The 18,850-nt window shown below is 68.7% G+C and carries 17 protein-coding genes; 10 read left to right on the top strand and 7 right to left on the bottom strand.

Features of this window, described 5'->3' with window-relative positions; genetic code table 11:
• Positions 1-31 precede the first annotated feature (31 nt).
• A complete protein-coding gene (locus FB560_RS10475; protein WP_141872304.1) occupies positions 32-1,528 on the top strand; it encodes a chlorohydrolase family protein in 1,497 nt (498 codons plus the stop codon).
• Positions 1,518-2,183 carry a GntR family transcriptional regulator gene (locus tag FB560_RS10470; RefSeq protein WP_141872303.1) on the top strand — a complete coding sequence of 222 codons (666 nt, stop codon included), beginning with the start codon at positions 1,518-1,520 and terminating at the stop codon, positions 2,181-2,183. The genes FB560_RS10475 and FB560_RS10470 overlap by 11 nt, the downstream gene beginning before the upstream one ends.
• A 21-nt stretch (positions 2,184-2,204) precedes the next feature.
• Here the strand turns inward: FB560_RS10470 and FB560_RS10465 are convergent, their stop codons facing one another.
• A complete protein-coding gene (locus FB560_RS10465; RefSeq protein WP_141872302.1) occupies positions 2,205-3,209 on the bottom strand; it encodes an isopenicillin N synthase family dioxygenase in 1,005 nt (334 codons plus the stop codon).
• Between the two features lie 172 nt (positions 3,210-3,381).
• Here FB560_RS10465 and efeU point away from each other — a divergent pair, with 172 nt between their 5' ends.
• From efeU to efeB, 3 genes are read left to right on the top strand one after another with little or no spacing between them, the layout of a single operon-like run.
• Entirely contained in the window at positions 3,382-4,284 is a 903-nt protein-coding gene (gene efeU, locus FB560_RS10460) for an iron uptake transporter permease EfeU (RefSeq protein WP_141872301.1), read from the top strand.
• Positions 4,285-4,325: 41 nt separating this feature from the next.
• The gene (efeO, locus tag FB560_RS10455; protein ID WP_141872300.1) at positions 4,326-5,558 is read left to right on the top strand and encodes an iron uptake system protein EfeO; all 1,233 of its coding nucleotides are present in this window, start codon (positions 4,326-4,328) and stop codon (positions 5,556-5,558) included.
• A 26-nt stretch (positions 5,559-5,584) separates the two neighbouring features.
• Positions 5,585-6,898 carry an iron uptake transporter deferrochelatase/peroxidase subunit gene (efeB, locus tag FB560_RS10450; protein WP_141872299.1) on the top strand — a complete coding sequence of 438 codons (1,314 nt, stop codon included), beginning with the start codon at positions 5,585-5,587 and terminating at the stop codon, positions 6,896-6,898.
• 18 nt (positions 6,899-6,916) lie between these two features.
• Here the strand turns inward: efeB and FB560_RS10445 are convergent, their stop codons facing one another.
• Both FB560_RS10445 and FB560_RS10440 read right to left on the bottom strand, forming a co-directional pair.
• On the bottom strand, positions 6,917-7,780 hold the full coding sequence (locus FB560_RS10445) for a serine hydrolase domain-containing protein (protein WP_141872298.1): 864 nt from the start codon (positions 7,778-7,780) through the stop codon (positions 6,917-6,919).
• A 39-nt stretch (positions 7,781-7,819) separates the two neighbouring features.
• A complete protein-coding gene (locus FB560_RS10440) occupies positions 7,820-8,956 on the bottom strand; it encodes an acyltransferase family protein (protein WP_141872297.1) in 1,137 nt (378 codons plus the stop codon).
• Positions 8,957-9,066: 110 nt separating this feature from the next.
• Here FB560_RS10440 and FB560_RS10435 point away from each other — a divergent pair, with 110 nt between their 5' ends.
• From FB560_RS10435 to FB560_RS10425, 3 genes are read left to right on the top strand one after another with little or no spacing between them, the layout of a single operon-like run.
• Positions 9,067-10,293 carry an LLM class flavin-dependent oxidoreductase gene (locus tag FB560_RS10435; protein WP_141872296.1) on the top strand — a complete coding sequence of 409 codons (1,227 nt, stop codon included), beginning with the start codon at positions 9,067-9,069 and terminating at the stop codon, positions 10,291-10,293.
• A gap of 1 nt (position 10,294) precedes the next feature.
• The gene (locus FB560_RS10430; protein WP_141872295.1) at positions 10,295-10,939 is read left to right on the top strand and encodes an FMN reductase; all 645 of its coding nucleotides are present in this window, start codon (positions 10,295-10,297) and stop codon (positions 10,937-10,939) included.
• Positions 10,940-10,993: 54 nt separating this feature from the next.
• On the top strand, positions 10,994-12,346 hold the full coding sequence (locus FB560_RS10425; RefSeq protein ID WP_141872294.1) for an FAD-binding oxidoreductase: 1,353 nt from the start codon (positions 10,994-10,996) through the stop codon (positions 12,344-12,346).
• 18 nt (positions 12,347-12,364) lie between these two features.
• Here the strand turns inward: FB560_RS10425 and FB560_RS10420 are convergent, their stop codons facing one another.
• Both FB560_RS10420 and FB560_RS10415 read right to left on the bottom strand, forming a co-directional pair.
• On the bottom strand, positions 12,365-13,039 hold the full coding sequence (locus tag FB560_RS10420; RefSeq protein WP_141872293.1) for a response regulator: 675 nt from the start codon (positions 13,037-13,039) through the stop codon (positions 12,365-12,367).
• The gene (locus tag FB560_RS10415) at positions 13,036-14,313 is read right to left on the bottom strand and encodes a sensor histidine kinase (protein WP_229673129.1); all 1,278 of its coding nucleotides are present in this window, start codon (positions 14,311-14,313) and stop codon (positions 13,036-13,038) included. Before FB560_RS10415 ends, FB560_RS10420 begins: the two co-directional genes overlap by 4 nt.
• A gap of 144 nt (positions 14,314-14,457) precedes the next feature.
• Here FB560_RS10415 and FB560_RS10410 point away from each other — a divergent pair, with 144 nt between their 5' ends.
• On the top strand, positions 14,458-15,897 hold the full coding sequence (locus FB560_RS10410; protein WP_141872291.1) for a cation:dicarboxylate symporter family transporter: 1,440 nt from the start codon (positions 14,458-14,460) through the stop codon (positions 15,895-15,897).
• 63 nt (positions 15,898-15,960) lie between these two features.
• On the opposite strand, the gene FB560_RS20695 is transcribed toward FB560_RS10410, so the two are convergent.
• Together FB560_RS20695 and FB560_RS10405 are read right to left on the bottom strand one after the other, a co-directional pair.
• A complete protein-coding gene (locus FB560_RS20695; protein ID WP_170198104.1) occupies positions 15,961-16,137 on the bottom strand; it encodes a DUF5302 domain-containing protein in 177 nt (58 codons plus the stop codon).
• Positions 16,138-16,175: 38 nt separating this feature from the next.
• A complete protein-coding gene (locus tag FB560_RS10405) occupies positions 16,176-16,760 on the bottom strand; it encodes a DedA family protein (RefSeq protein ID WP_141872290.1) in 585 nt (194 codons plus the stop codon).
• A 154-nt stretch (positions 16,761-16,914) separates the two neighbouring features.
• On the opposite strand from FB560_RS10405, the gene FB560_RS10400 reads away from it, so the two are divergent.
• The gene (locus FB560_RS10400) at positions 16,915-18,846 is read left to right on the top strand and encodes a glycosyltransferase (protein ID WP_229673130.1); all 1,932 of its coding nucleotides are present in this window, start codon (positions 16,915-16,917) and stop codon (positions 18,844-18,846) included.
• Positions 18,847-18,850 lie beyond the last annotated feature (4 nt).

The raw sequence follows: 18,850 nt of genomic DNA, 5'->3' as shown, positions 1-18,850 counted from the left end.
ACCAAATCACTTCGAGATCGTTGAGGCTCTCTTGCGCACACTGCTCACCGCTGACCACGTCCTGCTCTTCGACGGCGCCTCGCACGTCGAGCTGCGCGACGGGGCGGTCCTCGTCGATGACGGTGTGATCGCGTATGCCGGTCCCACCGTCGACGCCCCGCGCGAGGTCGACGACCGCATCGACCTCGGAGAGAGCCTGCTCATGCCGGGCCTCATCGACCTCGACGCCTTGACCGACATCGATCACCTCATCCTCGATTCCTGGGGGTCGGCGGCACAGGCGCGGCGTCTGCAATGGTCGGAGGAGTACTTCGCGCACCGTGCGCACGTCTTCGACGATGCCGAGCGCGCGCGCATCCGGGAGATCGGACTCGTACAGCTCGCGCTGCACGGGATCACGAGCTATATGCCGATCGCCTCGGAAGTGCACTCCGCCTGGGCGGAATCAGCCGACGATCTGCGCGCGATGGCCGCGTTCTCGCGGCGCCTCGGTCTGCGCGGATTCCTCGGCCCCTCGTACCGCTCCGGCGTCAACGTCATCACGGACGCAGGGGAGCGGGGCATCCGCTTCGCCGAGGAGGAGGGTCGCGCCGGCCTGGCCGACGCGATCGGGTTCTTCGACGAGATCGATGCCCTGGAGGACCCGCTGCTGACGCCGGTGTTCCTGCCGTGTCGCATCGAGACGCTGACGCCCTCGCTGCTCGCCGAGACGGCCGCCGCGGCGACGCAGCGGGGCGCACTCGTCCGTCTGCATGCGCTGCAGGGGGACTTCGAGCGCGACCACATCCTCGACGAGCACGGCTGCACGCCGCTGGATCTGATCGAGGCGCAGGGGTTGCTGAACGAGCGTCTGATCGTGCCGCACGGCGTCTTCCTCGATGTGAATCCGCGCGTGCACGGTGAGGATCGGGGTGATCTCGGTCGACTCGTCGACGCCGGCGTCTCGATCGTGCACTGCCCGCTCACGAACGCGCGTTACGGCTCGGAACTCGAGACGTTCGCGCGCTACCGCGGCGCAGGCCTCAACATCGCCCTCGGCACCGACTCGTTCCCGCCCGATCTGATTCGCGGCATCGACGCCGGTGTCTCCGTCGCGAAGGTGCAGAACCGGGACCTGTCGGCGGGGGATCTGCGCGGCTACGTCGAGGCGGCGACGCTCGGCGGCGCGCACGCCCTGCATCGGCCCGACCTGGGTCGCATCGCGGTCGGGGCACAGGCCGACCTCACGGCGTTCCGGCTGGACGACGTGCGGATGGGGCCGGTCGAGGATCCACTGCGCACGCTCGTCCTGGGCGGTACCGCCCGCGACGCCTGTCTCACGATGGTGGCGGGCCGTGTGGTCATGCGTGACGGCAGGATCGAGGGCATCGACCTCGACGCGGTGCGGGCAGACGCGCAGGTGCTGTTCGAGAAGATGCGTGCCGCATACACTGGGCGCGATCACCTGCAGGGATCCCTCGACGATCTCTTCCCGCCGGTTTTCCCATCGGCCGTCGCAGGCGAGGAGAGGTTTCGTGATGAGCGCTGACCGCGCGACCGGAGACGGCGCCGCACTGGCGGAGCACGTCTATCGCGGCTTGCTGCGCACCATCATCGACGGGGAGCTCACTCCCGGTGCCTGGTTGAAGGAGCGTGACCTCTCCGAGCGTTTCGAGGTGTCACGGGTTCCCGTGCGGCAGGCGCTGCAGCGTCTGGCAGGCGAAGGGTTCGTCGTGATGTCGCGCAACCGGGGCGCGAGCGTCACCCGCATCACCCGGCCGGACGTCGAGGAGCTCTTCGATGCGCGCCTCTGCATCGAGCCCTATGCCACCCGACATGCGGCGAACAGGGTGCATGCCGGCATCGCGAGCGCCGAACGCCTGGAGCAGCTCCTCGAACGGGCGTTGGCGCCGGGGGAGACGTCGGAGGCCGGGGTGTCGAACCTGGCATTCCACCTCGAGATCGTGCGGCTGTCCGGCAACCGGATCCTCGAGAGGAGCCTGTCCCCGATGCTGGGCCGCATGGAGTGGATCTTCACCCTGACGCATGCGACGAGGGAGCAGGAGCACGCGATCGAGCACCGCCAGCTGCTGGAGGCGATCCTCGCCGGGCGGGGAGAGGTCGCGGCCGCCCAGGCATACGCGCACATCGATCAGGCCAGGGAGCCGATTCTCGACGCGCTGGCGGAAGCGCTCGACTGGTAGCCGAGCGCCTCCGGTTCCGCCTCAGGCGGAAGCACCGACGAGGTCGGCGTGGTGGATCGCTGCGACGTCCGGGTGCGCACGCAGGCGCGACTTCAGGGCGTTCTCACCGTAGAGCGCGTGGATCGGGTTGCTCGGATCCTCGGTGATGCCATTCGCCTCGGCAGCCAGCTCCTCGGGCAGTTCGATCAGAGGAAGTCGCTTGTCGAGCGCCGGGTTGAAGAAGAACGGGATCGAGATGCGCTCGTTCGGCGCCTTCGGCGACACGACGCGGTGGTTCGTCGCCTTCAGGTACCCGCCGGTCGCGTACTCGAGGAGCTCGCCGATGTTGACGACGAAGGCACCGGGCACCGGAGGTGCGTCCACCCACGCGCCGTCGCGCTCGACCTGGAGCCCGCCCTTGCCCGGCTCCACCCACAGGAGGGTGAGGACACCGGAGTCCTTGTGGGCGCCGACACCCTGCTGGGGCTCGGGGGCGTCGGTACCGGGGTAACGGACGATCTTGATGAGCGTCGACGGCTCGCCGAAGTGCTCGTCGAAGTAGGTCTCGTCGGCGCCGAGCGTCTGGGCCCAGGCCCGCAGGAGCTTGCGGGCGACGTCGGACAGCGTGGCGTGCCACTCGGCGACGACGTCCTGCAACTCGGGCTGCGCGGCCGGCCACAGGTTCGGGCCCACCAGTCGGTTGAACGCCGGGCCGCCGTCGATCGGCTCGCGCTCGGGTCCGATGTCGATCTGCTCGCGCCAGTCGACCTTGCCCTGCGTGCGCTCGCCGCCGACACGGGTGTAGCCGCGGAAATGCGGGCTGTTGACGTTCTCGATCGCGAGCTTGTCCGCCTCCGGCAGCGCGAAGAAGTCGAGAGCGGCCTGGTGCAGACGCGCCTCGAGTTCGGGCGAGATGCCGGTGCCGGTCAGATAGAAGAACCCGACATCGTGCGTCGCGGCGCGCAGGTCGTCACGGAATCGCGCGGCCGCCTCGGGGCCGTTGTCGAGCTGGGAGAGGTCGAGGATGGGGAGCGAGAGTTCAGCCATGTCCCGAGGGTAGATCCGCTTGCTCGGAGCGGGGCCGAGTGTTGCGCCGCGTTACCTCCGCGTCGCGCGGCCCCGATCCGAGAGGCGGATGTATCGAAGCGCTGAACGGCGGTGCTAAAGTCTCGTTGGTAAGGGATGCCTTACCTCATCGTTCTGCAGAGAGTTTCATTCCGTGCTCGCCACTTTCCTGATCGGCCTCCGCGAGGGCCTCGAAGCCGCCCTCGTCGTCGGCATCCTCGTCGCCTACCTCCGGCGGCTCGGTCGCCAGGAGGCTCTTCCGAAGCTGTGGGCCGGTGTCGGACTCGCGATCGTCCTCGCGCTCGGGATCGGCGCCATTCTCACGTTCGGTGCGTACGAGCTGACGTTCACGGCCCAGGAGCTCATCGGCGGGGGGCTCTCCCTCCTCGCGGTCGCCATGGTCACGTGGATGATCTTCTGGATGCAGCGCGCCGGTCGCACGATGAAGGCGACCCTCGAAGGCGGCGTCGACCGTGCCCTCACGGCGGGAGGCCTCTGGGCGCTCGTCGCGATCGGATTCGTGTCGGTCGCGCGCGAGGGGATCGAGACCACCCTGCTGCTGTGGTCGATGGTGCAGTCCTTCGGCGATGCGCCCACCGCGATCCTCGGAGCCCTTCTCGGCCTCGCCACCGCCGTCGTGGTCGGCTGGCTGATCTCCCGTGGGGCGGTCACGCTCGATCTCCGTCGCTTCTTCGCCTGGACAGGCGGCTTCCTGGTCATCGTCGCCGCAGGGGTGCTCGCTTACGCGTTCATGGATCTGCAGGAGGCGGGCGCGCTGCCCGGGCCGTTCACGGATGCCGCTCCGATCGATCCCGTCACCGGCGGCGTCGCGATCGGATGGGCGGCCTTCCCCTTCGGGTGGGCCTTCGACGTGTCCGCGTCCATCGCGCCGGGAGGACCGCTCGCAGCGATCCTGCAGGCGACGGTCGGCTTCATGCCGGCGATGACCTGGTTGCAGGTCGTCGCTTGGGCCCTGTACATCACCCTCGTCGGATCGTTCTACATCCGCGGTCTCCGTTCGCGTCGTGCACCGAAGCCGCAGCCCGCTGCGGACTAGAGTGACGAAGCGGCGACCTCTCTCTCACAACAAGGAGCAGCATGACCACCTCCCATCGGATCCTCGGCGCGCTCGCCGCGACCGGAGCCGCGGCGCTCGTCCTGAGCGGTTGTGTCGCCAAGAGCGACGTCGATGCGTCGGCCGCCTTCGACGTCTCGTCGACCGATGGCGACTGCGTCGTCTCGGACTCCACGGCGACCAGCGGAACCCTCACGTTCGCCGTGACGAACGACACCGACCAGATCTCCGAGTTCTACCTGCTCGCGGAGGACGGCCTGCGCATCGTCGGCGAGGTCGAGAACATCGCACCGGCGGCATCGCGCACCCTCACGGTCGTCGCGCAGCCGGGTGAGTACTTCACGCTCTGCAAGCCGGGCATGATCGGGGAAGGCGTCGGCAAGGCGTCCTTCACGGTCACCGGAGATCGGGTGAGCGTCGACGGTCCGGACGCCGAGCAGAAGCAGCAGGCCGTCGATCTCTATGCTGCATTCGTCAAGGATCAGGTGGGCCAGCTCGTTCCCGCGGTCGAGGACTTCGTCGCCGCCTACGAGTCGGGGGACGATGAGACCGCCCGCGAGCTCTTCCCGCTGACCCGCGCCTACTACGAGCGCATCGAGCCGGTCGCCGAGGCGCTCGGCGACCTCGACCCGCGCATCGACTACCGAGAGGTCGACGCCGTCGCCGAGGGACTCGACTGGACCGGCTTCCACCGCATCGAGAAGGACCTGTGGGTTCCGGCGGAGGACGCGCTGAACGCGGACGGCGAGACGCCGGCCAGGCAGGACTGGGCCCCGTCGACGCCGGAGGAGCGCGCCGACTTCGGCGACCTGCTCCTGGCCGACGTGCAGGAGCTCTACGACTACGTGCACTCCGACGACTTCACCACGGCGCTCGACGACCAGGGCATCGGCGGCATCTCCAACGGGGCAATCGCGCTTCTCGACGAGGTCGCGACCGGCAAGATCTCCGGCGAGGAGGACTGGTGGTCCGGCACGGACCTCTACGACTTCGCGGCGAACGTCGAAGGCTCGAAGATGGCCTTCTCGCTCGTGCAGGACTTCGCCGCCGCCCAGGGCGACGACGGCAAGGCGCTCGTCGCCGAGATCGAGGACGGTTACACGGCACTCGAGACCTCGCTCGCGGCGCACGGGTCGCTGGCCGACGGCTTCGTCGGCTACGCCGAGCTCACCGACGAGAACAAGCGGGAGTTCACCGACCTGATCAACGCCCTGGCCGAGCCGCTGTCGCAGCTCACCGGCACGGTGCTCGACTGATCAGCTGACGGGATACGATCACCCACGTGAAAGAACCAGGAACGGATGCCGCAGCCGACGACGCGTCGAACGCGGAGCAGGCCGCGGCATCCGCTCCGACCGGCCTGAGCCGGCGAGGTCTGCTCGGCCTGGCGATCGGCGGCGGCGTCGCGGGGCTCGCTGTCGGAGCAGGTGCCGGACTCGCCGGGGGAGTGGCGCTCGGAAGGGCGCGCGCCGCCGCGGACGCGCAGAACCCGTACGCCTTCTTCGGCGACCACCAGGCCGGCATCACGACCGCGGTGCAGGATCATCTGCACTTCGCGTCATTCGACATGATGCCGCGCACCGACCGCGACGACCTGATCTCGCTCCTGCAGGACTGGTCGTACGCGGCATCCCGCATGACGCAGGGCCTTGAGGTCAGCGCGACGGGCGCGGTCGGCGGTCCGGCGGAACAGCCGCCGGAGGACACCGGCGAAGCCCTGGGGCTTCCCGCGGCCGGCCTCACCATCACTTTCGGCTTCGGCCCCGGGCTCTTCGAGAACGAAGACGGCGACCGGTACGGTATCGCGGCGCGGCGCCCGAAGGGGCTGGAGAGACTTCCCGCCTTCCTCGGCGACGACCTCGATCCGCAGGGCTCGCACGGCGACCTCTGCATCCAGGCGTGTGCGGATGATCCGCAGGTCGCGGTGCACGCGATCCGCAACCTCAGCCGGATCGCGTTCGGACGGGCGCGACTGCGGTGGTCCCAGCTCGGGTTCGGCAAGACGTCGCGCACCACGGCGTCCGCGGCCACCCCGCGCAATCTGTTCGGATTCAAGGACGGCACCGCGAACATCCTCGCCGACGATCACAAGGCGCTGGACGCGCATGTCTGGGTGGCGGACGCGGACGAGCCGAGCTGGCTCGCCGGCGGGTCCTATCTCGTCGCCCGCAAGATCGCGATGCTGATCGAGACCTGGGACCGTGTGCGTCTCGCGGAGCAGGACACGATCATCGGCCGCGACAAGGGCGTGGGCGCCCCGCTGTCCGGAGGCGACGAGTTCACGGCCCCGAACTTCGGCGGCTCGTCGATCGATGCGCACAGCCACGTGCGACTCGCCCACCCGGAGCAGAACGACGGCATCCGGATCCTGCGCCGCGGCTACAACTACGTCGACGGCAACAACGACCTCGGTCGCCTGGACGCCGGGCTCTTCTTCCTCTCGTATCAACGGGACCCGGCGCACTTCATCACGCTGCAGCGGCGTCTGTCGACCGACCTGCTGAACGAGTACATCCGCCATGTCGGATCCGGCATCTGGGCGATTCCCCGGGGCGCGGAGCCCGGATCGTACGTCGGCGCCGAGCTGTTCGCCTAGTCCCGCGGCCCGACGGAATCAGGACGCGAGGGTCTCCACCACGAACGCCGCCATCGCGTCGGCGCCGAAGTGGTCGCCTGCCGTGATGGTCACCACGGCGTCTCCCGCGAAGATGAGCAGCTGCCCGTACGCACCGTGGAGTCGCCAGGCCTCACCCGGCCCGCCCCATCCGGCCAGCGCGTAGCGGTCGTAGCCCGGGCTCTCGCCGGCGACCACCCAGTCGGAGTGCATCGCGTCGATCCACTCCGGTGCCACCAGCTGCTTCCTCTGCCAGAGGCCGCGATCGCGGATCAGCCGACCGAGCCGCGCCATCTCCTCCGTCCGCAGCGCCAGACCGCCGCCGGCGATGATCCGACCGTTCGGGCACCGTTCCCACTCGACCTGCGTCAGTCCGAGCGGAGCGAACAGCCGCGGCTCCAGATACGCGGCGACATCGCCGACCCGTGACTCGAGAACGCGCATGGCGGTGTATGTGCTGGCATTGGAGTACTGGAAGCGACGTCCGGGTGTCGGTCGTCCGAGGAACTCCGTCGCGAGATCGGGCCAGTCCGTCATCATCGTCTCCGACCACGGAAGGTCGATGCCGCTCGTCATCGTCAGCAGATGGCGGAGGGTGACGCGATCGACCCCCTCGCCGAGCCGGGTGTCGTCCAGATAGGTCGCGATCGGGACGTCGAAGGCCACGAGTCCTTCTTCTGCGGCGATCGCGGCTGCCATCACGCAGACGCCCTTCGACACCGACTGGATGTCTCCACGGACATCCGGCGTCCAGCGGTGCTCTGCCGTGTCGGCGCCGATCAGCACGTGCAGCCCGTGCGCCCCGAAGCCCGTGGAATCGGTCTCTCCGACGATGCGGTCACGGATCGTCTCAGCGCGGTTCACCTCTTCACGCTACCCGGTCGCGTCGGCTCAGCCGCGCGGTCACGTCCGTGGTCTACGCGCACCGGTCGGGTCGTTCCGACTGCCTTCGCGAGAAGCGAGGGCCGGGTCGGCGAAGAGCCACTTCGGTCGCGGTTCGACGAGAGGCCGGAACACGCGGCGGATCGGTTTCGTGGCCAATGCCAGTGCGACGAGTACCGAGAGGACGGTGACCAGGGGCAGCCAGAGCCACGTCGGCTCGAGGTCGCGCAGGACGCCGGTCTCGCGGAACGGATACAGCACGAAGGAGTGCAGGAGGAAGACGTACATCGTGTACTGCCCGAACGTCGTCCACCAGTGCGTTCCGCGGGGGATCAGCGCGAAGAAGGAGGCGCTGAGCACGACGGCGAGCAGCATCAGGGCGAGGCGCACTCCACCGGCCCACCACTGCTCTCCGCCGAGGTCGGCGTAGGAGTCCTCATAGAACAGCCAGTGGCGGAGGTCGGCCGCCTGCCAGACGGGCAGCCAGTTCCAGGCGGCCCACCCGCTCGCAGCGAGCACTGCGACGGCGACCGCGCGCACCCACCACGGGCGGAAGTCGAGAAGGCGGAAGCGGTTGACGATGTCATGCTCGCGCAGCCACCATCCGAGGGCGAAGAAGGGCAGCAGCCCGAGCGTGCGCGACAGGGAGAATGTGCTGTCGACGTTGGGCAGATAGCCCACTCCGAGAGAGATGAGGACGGTCCAGGCCAGCGGCCAGCGCAGCAGAGCGAGGTAGGGGAGCACGAGGCGGAAGATTCCGAGCGCGAGCAGGAACCACAGCGTCCAGGAAGGCTGCGTGATGTTCGGATTCGCCTGGCCCTCCACCAGCCACTTCGTCAGCGTCCACAGCAGCTCGAAGATCACATAGGGCACGAGGATGTCGGTGATCACCCGGGCCATCTGCGTCCTGGTGGGGGAGCCGGATTTGGAGAAGTAACCGGAGATGATCGCGAACGCCGGCATGTGGAAGGCGTACAGCGTCAGGTAGAACGCGAAGGCGATGTCGGAGTCGTAGATGAGGCGCTGGATCGCGTGGCCCAGGACGACGAGCACGATGCACAGGTAGCGGGCGTTGTCCCAGAAGGGCACGCGGCGCCGGGGTTTGGCGACCGCGCCCGTCGTCGGGGGTCCTGAGATGTCCGCACCGGCGCTGTTCATCCTCCGAGGCTACTCGGGGAATAAAGTTGCTCGTGTCACGTTGACTCAGATACATTCAAATGAATAGAAGCGGATGCCGAGTCATCCGATTCGGAGAAGACGGAGCAATCATGAGCGAGCAGTCAGGCGCGCAGGCGATGCAGTTCGGCATCATGTCGGTCAGCGACATCACCCGCGATCCCACCACGGGAGTCACGCCCAGCGAGCAGGAGCGGATCAAGGCCACCCTGGCCATCGCCCGGCACAGCGAAGAGGTGGGCCTCGACGTGTTCGCGATCGGCGAGCACCACAACCCGCCGTTCTGGTCGTCCAGCCCCACGACGTTCCTCGCCGCACTCGCCGCGCAGACCGAGCGTCTGATCGTGTCGACCTCGACGACGCTGATCACGACGAACGACCCGGTGCGCATCGCCGAGGAGTACGCGATGCTCCAGCACGTGTCGGACGGTCGCATGGACCTGATGCTCGGCCGCGGCAACACCGGCCCCGTCTACCCCTGGTTCGGTCAGGACATCCGTCAGGGACTCCCGCTCGCGATCGAGAACTACGCCCTGCTGCACAAGCTGTGGCGTGAGGACGTGGTCGACTGGGAGGGGAAGTTCCGCACCCCGCTGCAGGGCTTCACCTCGACGCCGCGGCCCCTCGACGGCGTCGCCCCGTTCGTGTGGCACGGATCCATCCGCACCCCGGAGATCGCCGAGCAGGCCGCGTACTACGGCGACGGATTCTTCGCGAACAACATCTTCTGGCCCAAGGAGCACTACCAGCGTCTGATCGAGCTCTACCGTCAGCGCTACGCGCACTACGGTCATGGCACGCCGGAGCAGGCGATCGTCGGGCTCGGCGGTCAGGTGTTCATGAGCGCGAAGTCGCAGGACGCCGTGAACCAGTTCCGGCCGTACTTCGACAACGCCCCCGTCTACGGCCACGGACCCAGCATGGAGGACTTCACCGAGATGACTCCGCTCACCGTGGGCTCTCCTCAGCAGGTCATCGACCGCTATGCCGCGATGCGCGAGCACTACGGCGACTACCAGCGCCAGCTGTTCCTGATCGATCACGCGGGCCTCCCGCTGAAGACCGTGCTCGAGCAGCTCGACATCCTGGGGTCGGAGGTCGTCCCTGTGCTTCGCAAGGAGCTGGCGAAGGACCGTCCGGTCGCCGTGCCGGATGCCCCCACGCACGCCGCTCGGGTGAAGGCCGAGTTCGGTGACGGACCGACCCGTCAGGCCCGCCCCGGCGCGAACCGCGGAGACAACCTGACCGGAGACTCGCCCTACCAGGATTCGCCGGCCCCCGCGGGAGCCGCGTTCGGTCTCAGCCGGAAGGAGGCCTGAGATGGCCACCCGCCGCATCGCCGTGGTCTCTGCGGGGCTCTCCAACCCCTCATCGACGCGCATGCTCGCCGACCGCCTCGCTGCCGAGACCGTGAAGGCGCTCGCCGGGCACGACATCGAGGCCAGCGTCGACGTGATCGAGCTGCGCGACTACGCGCACGACATCACGAACAACCTGCTCACGGGGTTCGCGCCGCCCGCGCTGGAGACCGCGATCAACACCGTGGTCTCCGCTGATGCGCTGATCGCCGTCACGCCGATCTTCTCCACGAGCTACAACGGATTGTTCAAGTCGTTCATCGATGTGCTCGACCCCGACGCGCTCACCGGGAAGCCGGTGCTCATCGGTGCGAACGCGGGCACAGCGCGGCACTCCCTCGCGATCGACTACGCGATCCGCCCGTTGTTCGCCTACCTGCACGCCGAGGCCGTGTCGACGGGCGTCTTCGCGGCGTCGAGCGACTGGGGCGGATCGGGTGACGACGTGGCTCCACTCGCGAAGCGCGTCGAGAAGGGCGCACGTGAGCTCGCCGAGGCGATCGCGCGGCGGGAGACCGTCGACGTGGTCGACCCGTACGACCCGGCCACGTACCTCGGTGAGGGACGCTCCTTCGGACACATGCTCGGCGGTCTCGCGGGCGAGTGATCATCGGGGCATGACGCCGTCGACAATGTCCGAGGGGCATCGTACGGTGGCGTCATGTCCCGTTTCACTGCTTTCGACGACATCCGTGGCGCGCTGACCGGATCCCTCGTCCTCCCGCCCGATGCGGGTTACGACGAGGCGCGCCGTCCATGGAATCTCGCGATCGCCCAGCGCCCTGCCGCCGTCGCCGCCCCCGTCGACGTCGCAGATCTGCGCACGCTGCTGAGAGCGGTGGGCGACCTCGGCGTGCAGGTCGCCGTGCAGCCGGGCGGTCACGGCGCCTCGGGTGACCTGGCTGATGCGCTGCTGGTGCGCATGTCGGAATTCGATGAGGTGGATGTCGATCTCGAGCACGGCACGGCGCGCATCGGTGCCGGCGTGCGCTGGGGTCGCGTGGTCGACGCTCTCGAGGGCACGGGGTGGGTGGCACCCGCGGGGACGAGCCCGGTCGTCACGGCGACGGGCTACACGCTCGGCGGAGGGCACTCGTGGTTCAGTCGCACCGCCGGCCTCGGCTCCGACAGCCTTCGCGCGGCCTGGGTGCTGCGCACCGACGGCACCCACGAGCGCGTCGATGATGCGAGCGATCCCGACCTGATGTGGGCATTGCGCGGGGCCGGCGGCGTCGTCGGCATCGTCACGGCGATCGAGATCGACCTGATCCCCGCTCCGGCGGTGTGGGGTGCATCGCTCGTCTTCGACGCCTCGGATGCTCCCGCGGTGCTGCGTGCGGTCCGCGACCTCGCTGCCGACGCGCCGTCGTCGTTGAACGTCTTCACGAACTCGATGCGGATGCCCGATGCACCGCCGCTGCCGCCGGAGATCCGCGGGCAGAGCTTCGTGATGGTGCAGGCCGTGTCGGTGGACGGAAGCGCGGATTCATTCCTCGGCGCGATCCGCTCCGCCGGCGCCGTACGTCGGGATCAGTCCGGGCCGACCTCACCGGCGCTGCTGAGTGCGCAGTCGAACCAGCCGACCGCTCCGACGGCCAGCCGCGGAGCGTCCGTGGCGCTGAACGCGCTCGACGATCCGACCATCGAGGCGCTGATCGCGTATCGGGATCGTCCGGAGCAGGCGTCGATCATCGGCATCGACATCCGCATGCTCGGGGGAGCACTGGAAGCCCCTCGGCGGCCGGGCTTCGCCTCACTGCAGGGCGTGGGGTGGATCGCGTACGCGCTCGCCCCGCTGTTCCCCGGTGCTCCGAGCGAGCCGGGGGAGGCGAGTCTCTCCGGTTTCCGGGAGCTCCTGGCAGGAGCGGTGGCGGAGCGTACGGTACCGACGTTCCTCAGCCCGGGGCAGACCCTGGATCGCGCCGCTCCGGCGATCGATGTCGCGCGGCTGCGCGAGCTGCGCGCGAAGTTCGATCCGTCCGACCTGCTGCACGAAGGCAGGCTCCCGCGCTGACGCGGGGTCGGGCTCCCGCTACTTCCAGCGGTACTCGGTCTCGGGCCGGCCGCGGGCGCCGTATCGCGCTGCCCGTGCAACGAGGCCCTCTGAGGCGAGGTGTTCCAGATAACGGCGCACCGCGACCCGTGACATGCCGAGGTGCTCAGCCGCCTCCGCGGCCGACACCGGTCCCGAGGTGCGGACCTCGGCGGTGACACGCTCCAGCGACCCGGAGGAGAGCCCCTTGGGCAGCGTGATCGATCCGGTTGCGCGTCCGAGGAGGGCATCGATCTCGGCCTGCGTCGCCTGCCCTGCTGTCGCGGTGGCCTGGGTCCGATGCTCGCGGTACTGCATCATCCGTTCCTCGAACACGGCGAACGGGAACGGCTTGACCAGATACTGGAAGACACCGAGCGCCGCCATCTGCCGCACCGTCTCCGCGTCACGCACACCTGTGATCGCGATCACGTCGACGGCCGCCGCGCGCGCTCTGAGGGTGCGCAGGACGTCGAGGCCCGAACCATCGGGCATCGTCACGTCGAGCAGCACCAGATCGAATGCGCCGGGGCCCGGTCTGTCCAGCACCGCAGTGACCGCTGCGCGCGCCCCCGAGCATTCCCCGGCGACGACGAAGCCGTCAAGCCGCGCCACGTAGTTCCGGTGGAGTTCGAGCGTGAGGGCGTCATCATCGACGAGCAGCGTCCGGATCATCGTCGCCTCCCCGGGGCGTCGGCGCGGGGGAGCACCACGCGGAACGTCGTCGGGGACCCGGAGAGCTCGACGGTTCCCCCTGCATCGTCGACCACGGCGCGCACGAGCGCCAGTCCGACGCCGCGCCCGTCCGCCCCCGCAGGTTTCGTGGAGAACCCGGAGGCGAAGATCCGTTCCGTCAGGTCCGTCGGCACTCCGGCTCCGCTGTCGGCCACCTCGAGGATGATCCCGCCTTCCGCAGAGGGACTCAACGACACGCTGACCCAGCGGTCCTCTGCCTCGGCGGCGGCATCCAGCGCGTTGTCGACCAGATTGCCGAGTACGGAGACGCTGTCCACGGCGGTGAGCGGTGAGCGGGGAGTGTCGGGTTCGATGCGCACACGCCAGTCGATCCCGCGTTCCTTCGCCTGGGACGCCTTGCCGAGCAGGAGCGCGCCGACGGCGGGGTCGCCGTGCCGTCTGGCGGTCACCTGATCCACGAGGGACTGGCTCTGGCGCGACGTCTCGGTCAGGATCTCGATCGCCTCCGCGCTACGCCCGAGTTCGAGCAGGGCGACGGCTGTGTGCATGCGGTTTCCGTGCTCGTGCGTCTGTGCGCGCAGGGGATCGCCGAGAGTGCGGATCGACTCGTACGAGGAGACGGCGTCGCGCACTTGCCCCGGGGGGAGGTCCCCGGCGATGCGGCGGGTGATGCGGCGGGCGATCCATGCTCCGAGCGCGCCGAACACCACCAGACCCGCTGTGATCCCGAGCGAGAGCGGGATGCGCCGGATCACCGTCTCGGAGATCGATTCGATCGTGACGCCGGACGCGACCCACCCGAGCAACTCGCCGTCGTCGCCGGTCACCGGCTCGATCGTGCGCACCGAGGGTCCGAGGGTGCCGGTGAAGACCTCCGTGAGCGGCTCCGGGGCTGCCGGGATCGTCCCCAGGTAGCGCTGACCGATCTGCGCGAGGTCGGGGTGGGTGATGCGCACACCCTCGGACGTCATCACGGTGATGAAGTCGAGGTCGGCGTCGTCCACGACCGACATCGCGTATGGCTCCAGGATGCGGGTCGCGTCCGCCGGGTCGCCGGCATCGAGCGCCGAGATGACGACCGGCGAGTTCGCCAGGGCGATTGCCGTCGCCGATGTCACGCGCTCGGCCTCGGCGCGGATGGCCCGTTGCGCATCGACGACCAGATACACCGCTACGAGCGCGCCGATCACGAGGGCGGCCGCCAGCAGGACCAGGAACACCCGTGAGGCGGCGCTGCGAGCGGCGTGTGCCACAGCATCCTCCGCTCGTCGTCGATCTCGGTCGTGACCAATACGACCACAAATGGTGCCGCACGGGGAAGTCGGCGACCGTAGGTGCACCGGCGGCGACGTGGCAACCGGGCATGAGACGAAGACGTTCATGATCAAGGAGGAAACATGGCCATCACGACAGGGTTCTCACTTCCCGGATTCCACTGGCGGCGAGGCAAGCAGGCCTGGGACCGTCACACCTGGCTGTATGTGTCGGTGATCATCGCCGTCGTGCTCGGTGCAGCCGTCGGGCTGATCTGGCCGGAGGTCGGCCAGAGTCTCGAGCCGATCGGCAAGGGCTTCGTCTCGCTGATCAAGATGATGATCGCGCCGATCATCTTCTGCACGATCGTGGTCGGCGTCGGATCGATCGCCAAGGCCGCCACCGTGGGGAAGATCGGCGGCCTGGCGCTGCTGTACTTCATGGTCATGTCGACCTTCGCGCTCGCGATCGGGCTCGTGGTCGGCAACATCATCCACCCCGGTGCCGGTCTCGACATGGCGAACTCGAGCTACGACGCGACCGAGACCGAGGCGAAGACCACGACCGAGTTCATCCTCGGGATCATCCCGACGACCTTCTTCTCCGCCTTCACCGGTGAGAGCGTCCTGCAGGTGCTGTTCATCGCGCTGCTCGTGGGCTTCGCTCTCCAGGGGCTCGGTGAGAAGGGCGCCCCGATCATGGACGCGGTGAAGAACCTGCAGAAGTTGGTGTTCCGTATCCTCGGGATGATCCTGTGGCTCGCGCCGATCGGTGCCTTCGGTGCCATCGCCGCTGTGGTGGGCAAGACCGGGATCGCCGCGATCTGGAGCCTCGGCATCCTGATGATCGCCTTCTACATCACCTGCATCCTGTTCATCACGGTGGTGCTGGGCACTCTGCTGTGGGCGGTGACGCGGGTCAACATCTTCAGCCTGATCAAGTATCTGGCGCGGGAGTACCTGCTCATCGTGGGCACATCCTCTTCGGAGTCCGCGCTGCCGCGGTTGATCGCGAAGATGGAGCACATCGGAGTCTCGAAGCCGGTGGTGGGGATCACGGTTCCCACCGGGTACTCGTTCAACCTCGACGGCACGGCCATCTACCTCACGATGGCGTCGTTGTTCATCGCGACCGGCATGGGACAGCCGATGTCGATCGGCGAGCAGATCGGGCTGCTGGTGTTCATGATCATCGCGAGCAAGGGAGCCGCCGGTGTCACGGGTGCCGGACTCGCCACGCTCGCGGGCGGACTTCAGGCGTACCGTCCCGACCTCGTCGACGGCGTCGGCGTGATCGTGGGCATCGACCGCTTCATGTCGGAGGGGCGTGCGCTCACGAACTTCACGGGCAATGCCGTGGCCACGCTGCTGATCGGCACGTGGACCCGTCAGATCGATCGCGATCGGGTGCAGCAGGTGCTGAGCGGAGCGCTCCCCTTCGAGGAGTCGCAGCTCGACGGCGTCGACGATCACGGGATGGCCGAGGAGCGGGAGGCCGTCGATGTCCAGGGACTCAAGGAGTCCGCCCTCGACGAGATGGCGGCGAAGCAGGAACGCGCCCGGGTCAGGGCTGCCGCGAAATGAGCACTCCCGGCGGGGAGTGAGGGATGCGGGAGTCGACGATGGTCGGCTCCCGCATCCGTGTGGTCAACCGCTCTTGCGTCGGAACTCGCGCCGCGTCTGCGGGGCGGGCGCGCCGTGCACGGCGGAATCGCCGTCGAGGTGTGCCTCGCCCTGCCGGTGGTGCGCGTTCTTCTTCTCGAGCGCTTCCTTGAACTTGCGCTTCATCTCCTCAGAGGAGGTGGCGCCTTCTTCGGTGCTCATGTTCGCCAGCCTAAGGCACGGGCGTGGAGACGGGGCATTCAGTTGCGCACGCGCCGGGTGATGACATCGATCAGCACGCCGATGCCGACGGCCACCACGATCGACACGGGCACGGCCACCAGCGGCCCGCCGGGCAGGATCGCGGCGATGGCCGCGCCGACGGCCGCCTGGTAGGCCGCCCATCCGCTCGCAGCCAGGCTGACCAGCGCCAGGTAGCGCGGAGGATGGATGCGCGACGCTCCCGCGACGAGATTGATCGCGAGTCGCGCGAACGGGACGAACCGTGCCGTGAACAGCACCGTGGCCGTTCCGGATTCCAGCCGACTCCGTGCCCACCCCAGGGCTTGACGGATGCGCGGCGCACGCATCCAGCGCCAGCGATCCAGCCCGACCTGCCGGCCGATCAGATAGCAGCAGACATCGCCCAGCGCCGCAGCGGCGGCGGCGCAGACGATGACCGCCCAGAGGGGAGGGGAGCCCGTGGATACGGCGAAAGCCCCGAGGGCGGTGACCGCGACCTCGCCGGGGATGACGACGAAGAAGGCATCGCCGACCACGAGCACGCTCATCAGCGCGAGGCTCCACGGGCCGGTCAGCGAAACGGTGAGGAGGTCAGCAGGCACGCTCTCACGGTGCCCGCCGTGGATGAACGGGAACCAACGAGCGCCTAGCCGGTGACGGGCGCTCCAGCATCGGGTGAACATCTGATGATGCCGGCAGGATCTGCGTCACGGTCACCGTGACGCCCGTCATCCTGGGGATGTGAGAGTCGCGATCGTGACAGAGTCCTTCCTTCCGCATATGAACGGCGTCACCGGATCGGTGCTGCAGATCCTGCGGCATCTCGAACGCACCGGGCACCAGGCGCATGTGGTCGCCCCAGCCGCTGCCGGGATCCCCACCTCCGTCAGCGGAGCGGCGATCGAGTCCATCCCGAGCCTCGCGCTCCCGGGTTACCGCAACGTCCGGGTCGGGACATCGCCCGCCCATCGCGTGGCGGCGTCGTTGCGACGTTTCGCACCCGATGTGGTGCACCTGGCCTCACCGTTCGCACTCGGATGGCGGGGAGTGCTCGCGGCGGAACGCCTCGATGTCGCGGCCGTCGCCGCCTACCAGACGGATGTCGCCGCATACACGGAGCGCTACGGGATCGCGGCGACCACCGGGTTCGCGCAGACGCACATCGCACGGTTGCACCGCAGGGCGACACTCACCCTCGCGCCCTCATCGGAAGCGCAGAGCCAGCTGGAGCAGCTCGGCGTGGATCGACTGCGCCGCTGGGGACGAGGAGTCGACGCGGAACGCTTCCATCCGACGCGCCGCGATCTCACGATGCGTCGGCAGTGGGGTGCGGACGGGGACGCCGTGATCGGGTACGTGGGAAGGCTCGCACCCGAGAAGCAGGTGGAGGATCTGGTCGCCGTGCAGTCTGTGCCGGGCACCCGGCTGGTGATCGTCGGGGATGGACCCAGTCGCGCGCGTCTGGAGTCACTGATGCCGGACGCGATCTTCCTGGGGCATCTCGAGGGTGAGGCGCTCGCCGCGGCGATGGCCTCGTTCGACGTCTTCGTGCACCCGGGGGAGAGCGAGACGTTCGGGCAGACCCTTCAGGAGGCGCATGCGAGCGGGGTTCCCGTGGTCGCGACCGGGCGAGGAGGCCCTCTGGATCTCGTGCGGATGGGCGTCGATGGCTGGCTGTACCGTCCGGGCGACCTGGACGACCTGCGGATGCGGGTGGCCGACCTCGCCGGCGATGTGCGCAAACGACGGGCATTCGGCGAAGCGGGTTTCGACGCGGTGCAGGGCAGATCGTGGGCCAGCATCTGCGACCAGCTCCTTGCACACTATGAGGAGGCCCAGACGCTCAAGCGGGTGGACACGTCGCTGCGCGCGCGCCGCGTCGTGCGCCCCGAGCAATCGCGACCGGTCGTGTCGATGCGGTGGCGGCGCTACGTGGCGCTCGGAGACTCGCTGACCGAGGGGCTGTGCGATCCCGCCCCTGATGGCGCTCTGCGCGGGTGGGCCGATCGTCTCGCCCTGCTCCTCGCCTCGCGGGGAGGTCTGCACTACGCGAACCTCGCCATCAGATCCAAGCGGGTCAGCGACGTGTGCGGGTACCAGCTGCAGCGCGCGCTCGAGTTGCGGCCCGATCTGGTGTCGATCCTGATCGGTGCGAACGATCTCGTGAAGCGCCGTGTCGACATCCCTGCGCTCGCCGCATCGCTGGAGGACGCGGTCGTGCAGCTGCGTGAGATCGGCGCGGATGTGGTCCTCGTGACCCCGTTCCTTCCCGGTCGTCGCGCGGCGGGGATGTACACCTCGCGGTTCGCGGCTTTCGCGACTGCACTCGCGGGTATCGCCACACGCACGGGGGCGATCCTGATCGACACGGATCTGCACCCCACACTCGGTGATCGACCGCACTGGGGCGAAGACCTCGTGCACCTGAGCAGCCGCGGACATCGTTTTCTGGCATACCGGGTGGGTGAGGTGCTCGCCGTTCCGCATGCCGACGCACTGGGACTGCTCGACGCCGCCTTGCATGAGCACGAGCCGATCGGCACCGGACTCTGGTGGCGACGGCACGCGCTGCCGTGGGTCTGGCGGCGGATGCAGGGCCGGGCCGCAGGAGACGGGCGCTCCGCGAAGCACGACGGCTACGTGTACCTCGGCAGATCCTCCGCCGCACGGGACGTGCCCGTGCACTGAGGCG

Origin of the sequence: Microbacterium saperdae, assembly GCF_006716345.1 — a bacterium.
GTDB classification, from domain to species: domain Bacteria; phylum Actinomycetota; class Actinomycetes; order Actinomycetales; family Microbacteriaceae; genus Microbacterium; species Microbacterium saperdae.
This window is presented reverse-complemented; position numbering and strand designations above follow the sequence as displayed.

What these genes read in the sequence shown, in the direction of transcription:
- FB560_RS10440 (WP_141872297.1), bottom strand. Translation starts at nt 8,956, where the DNA reads ATGAACAGCGCCGGTGCGGACATCTCAGGACCCCCGACGACGGGCGCG.
- FB560_RS10420 (WP_141872293.1), bottom strand. Translation starts at nt 13,039, where the DNA reads ATGATCCGGACGCTGCTCGTCGATGATGACGCCCTCACGCTCGAACTC.
- FB560_RS10470 (WP_141872303.1), top strand. Translation starts at nt 1,518, where the DNA reads ATGAGCGCTGACCGCGCGACCGGAGACGGCGCCGCACTGGCGGAGCAC.
- FB560_RS10465 (WP_141872302.1), bottom strand. Translation starts at nt 3,209, where the DNA reads ATGGCTGAACTCTCGCTCCCCATCCTCGACCTCTCCCAGCTCGACAAC.
- FB560_RS10435 (WP_141872296.1), top strand. Translation starts at nt 9,067, where the DNA reads ATGAGCGAGCAGTCAGGCGCGCAGGCGATGCAGTTCGGCATCATGTCG.
- efeO (WP_141872300.1), top strand. Translation starts at nt 4,326, where the DNA reads ATGACCACCTCCCATCGGATCCTCGGCGCGCTCGCCGCGACCGGAGCC.
- FB560_RS10430 (WP_141872295.1), top strand. Translation starts at nt 10,295, where the DNA reads ATGGCCACCCGCCGCATCGCCGTGGTCTCTGCGGGGCTCTCCAACCCC.
- FB560_RS20695 (WP_170198104.1), bottom strand. Translation starts at nt 16,137, where the DNA reads ATGAGCACCGAAGAAGGCGCCACCTCCTCTGAGGAGATGAAGCGCAAG.
- FB560_RS10425 (WP_141872294.1), top strand. Translation starts at nt 10,994, where the DNA reads ATGTCCCGTTTCACTGCTTTCGACGACATCCGTGGCGCGCTGACCGGA.
- FB560_RS10410 (WP_141872291.1), top strand. Translation starts at nt 14,458, where the DNA reads ATGGCCATCACGACAGGGTTCTCACTTCCCGGATTCCACTGGCGGCGA.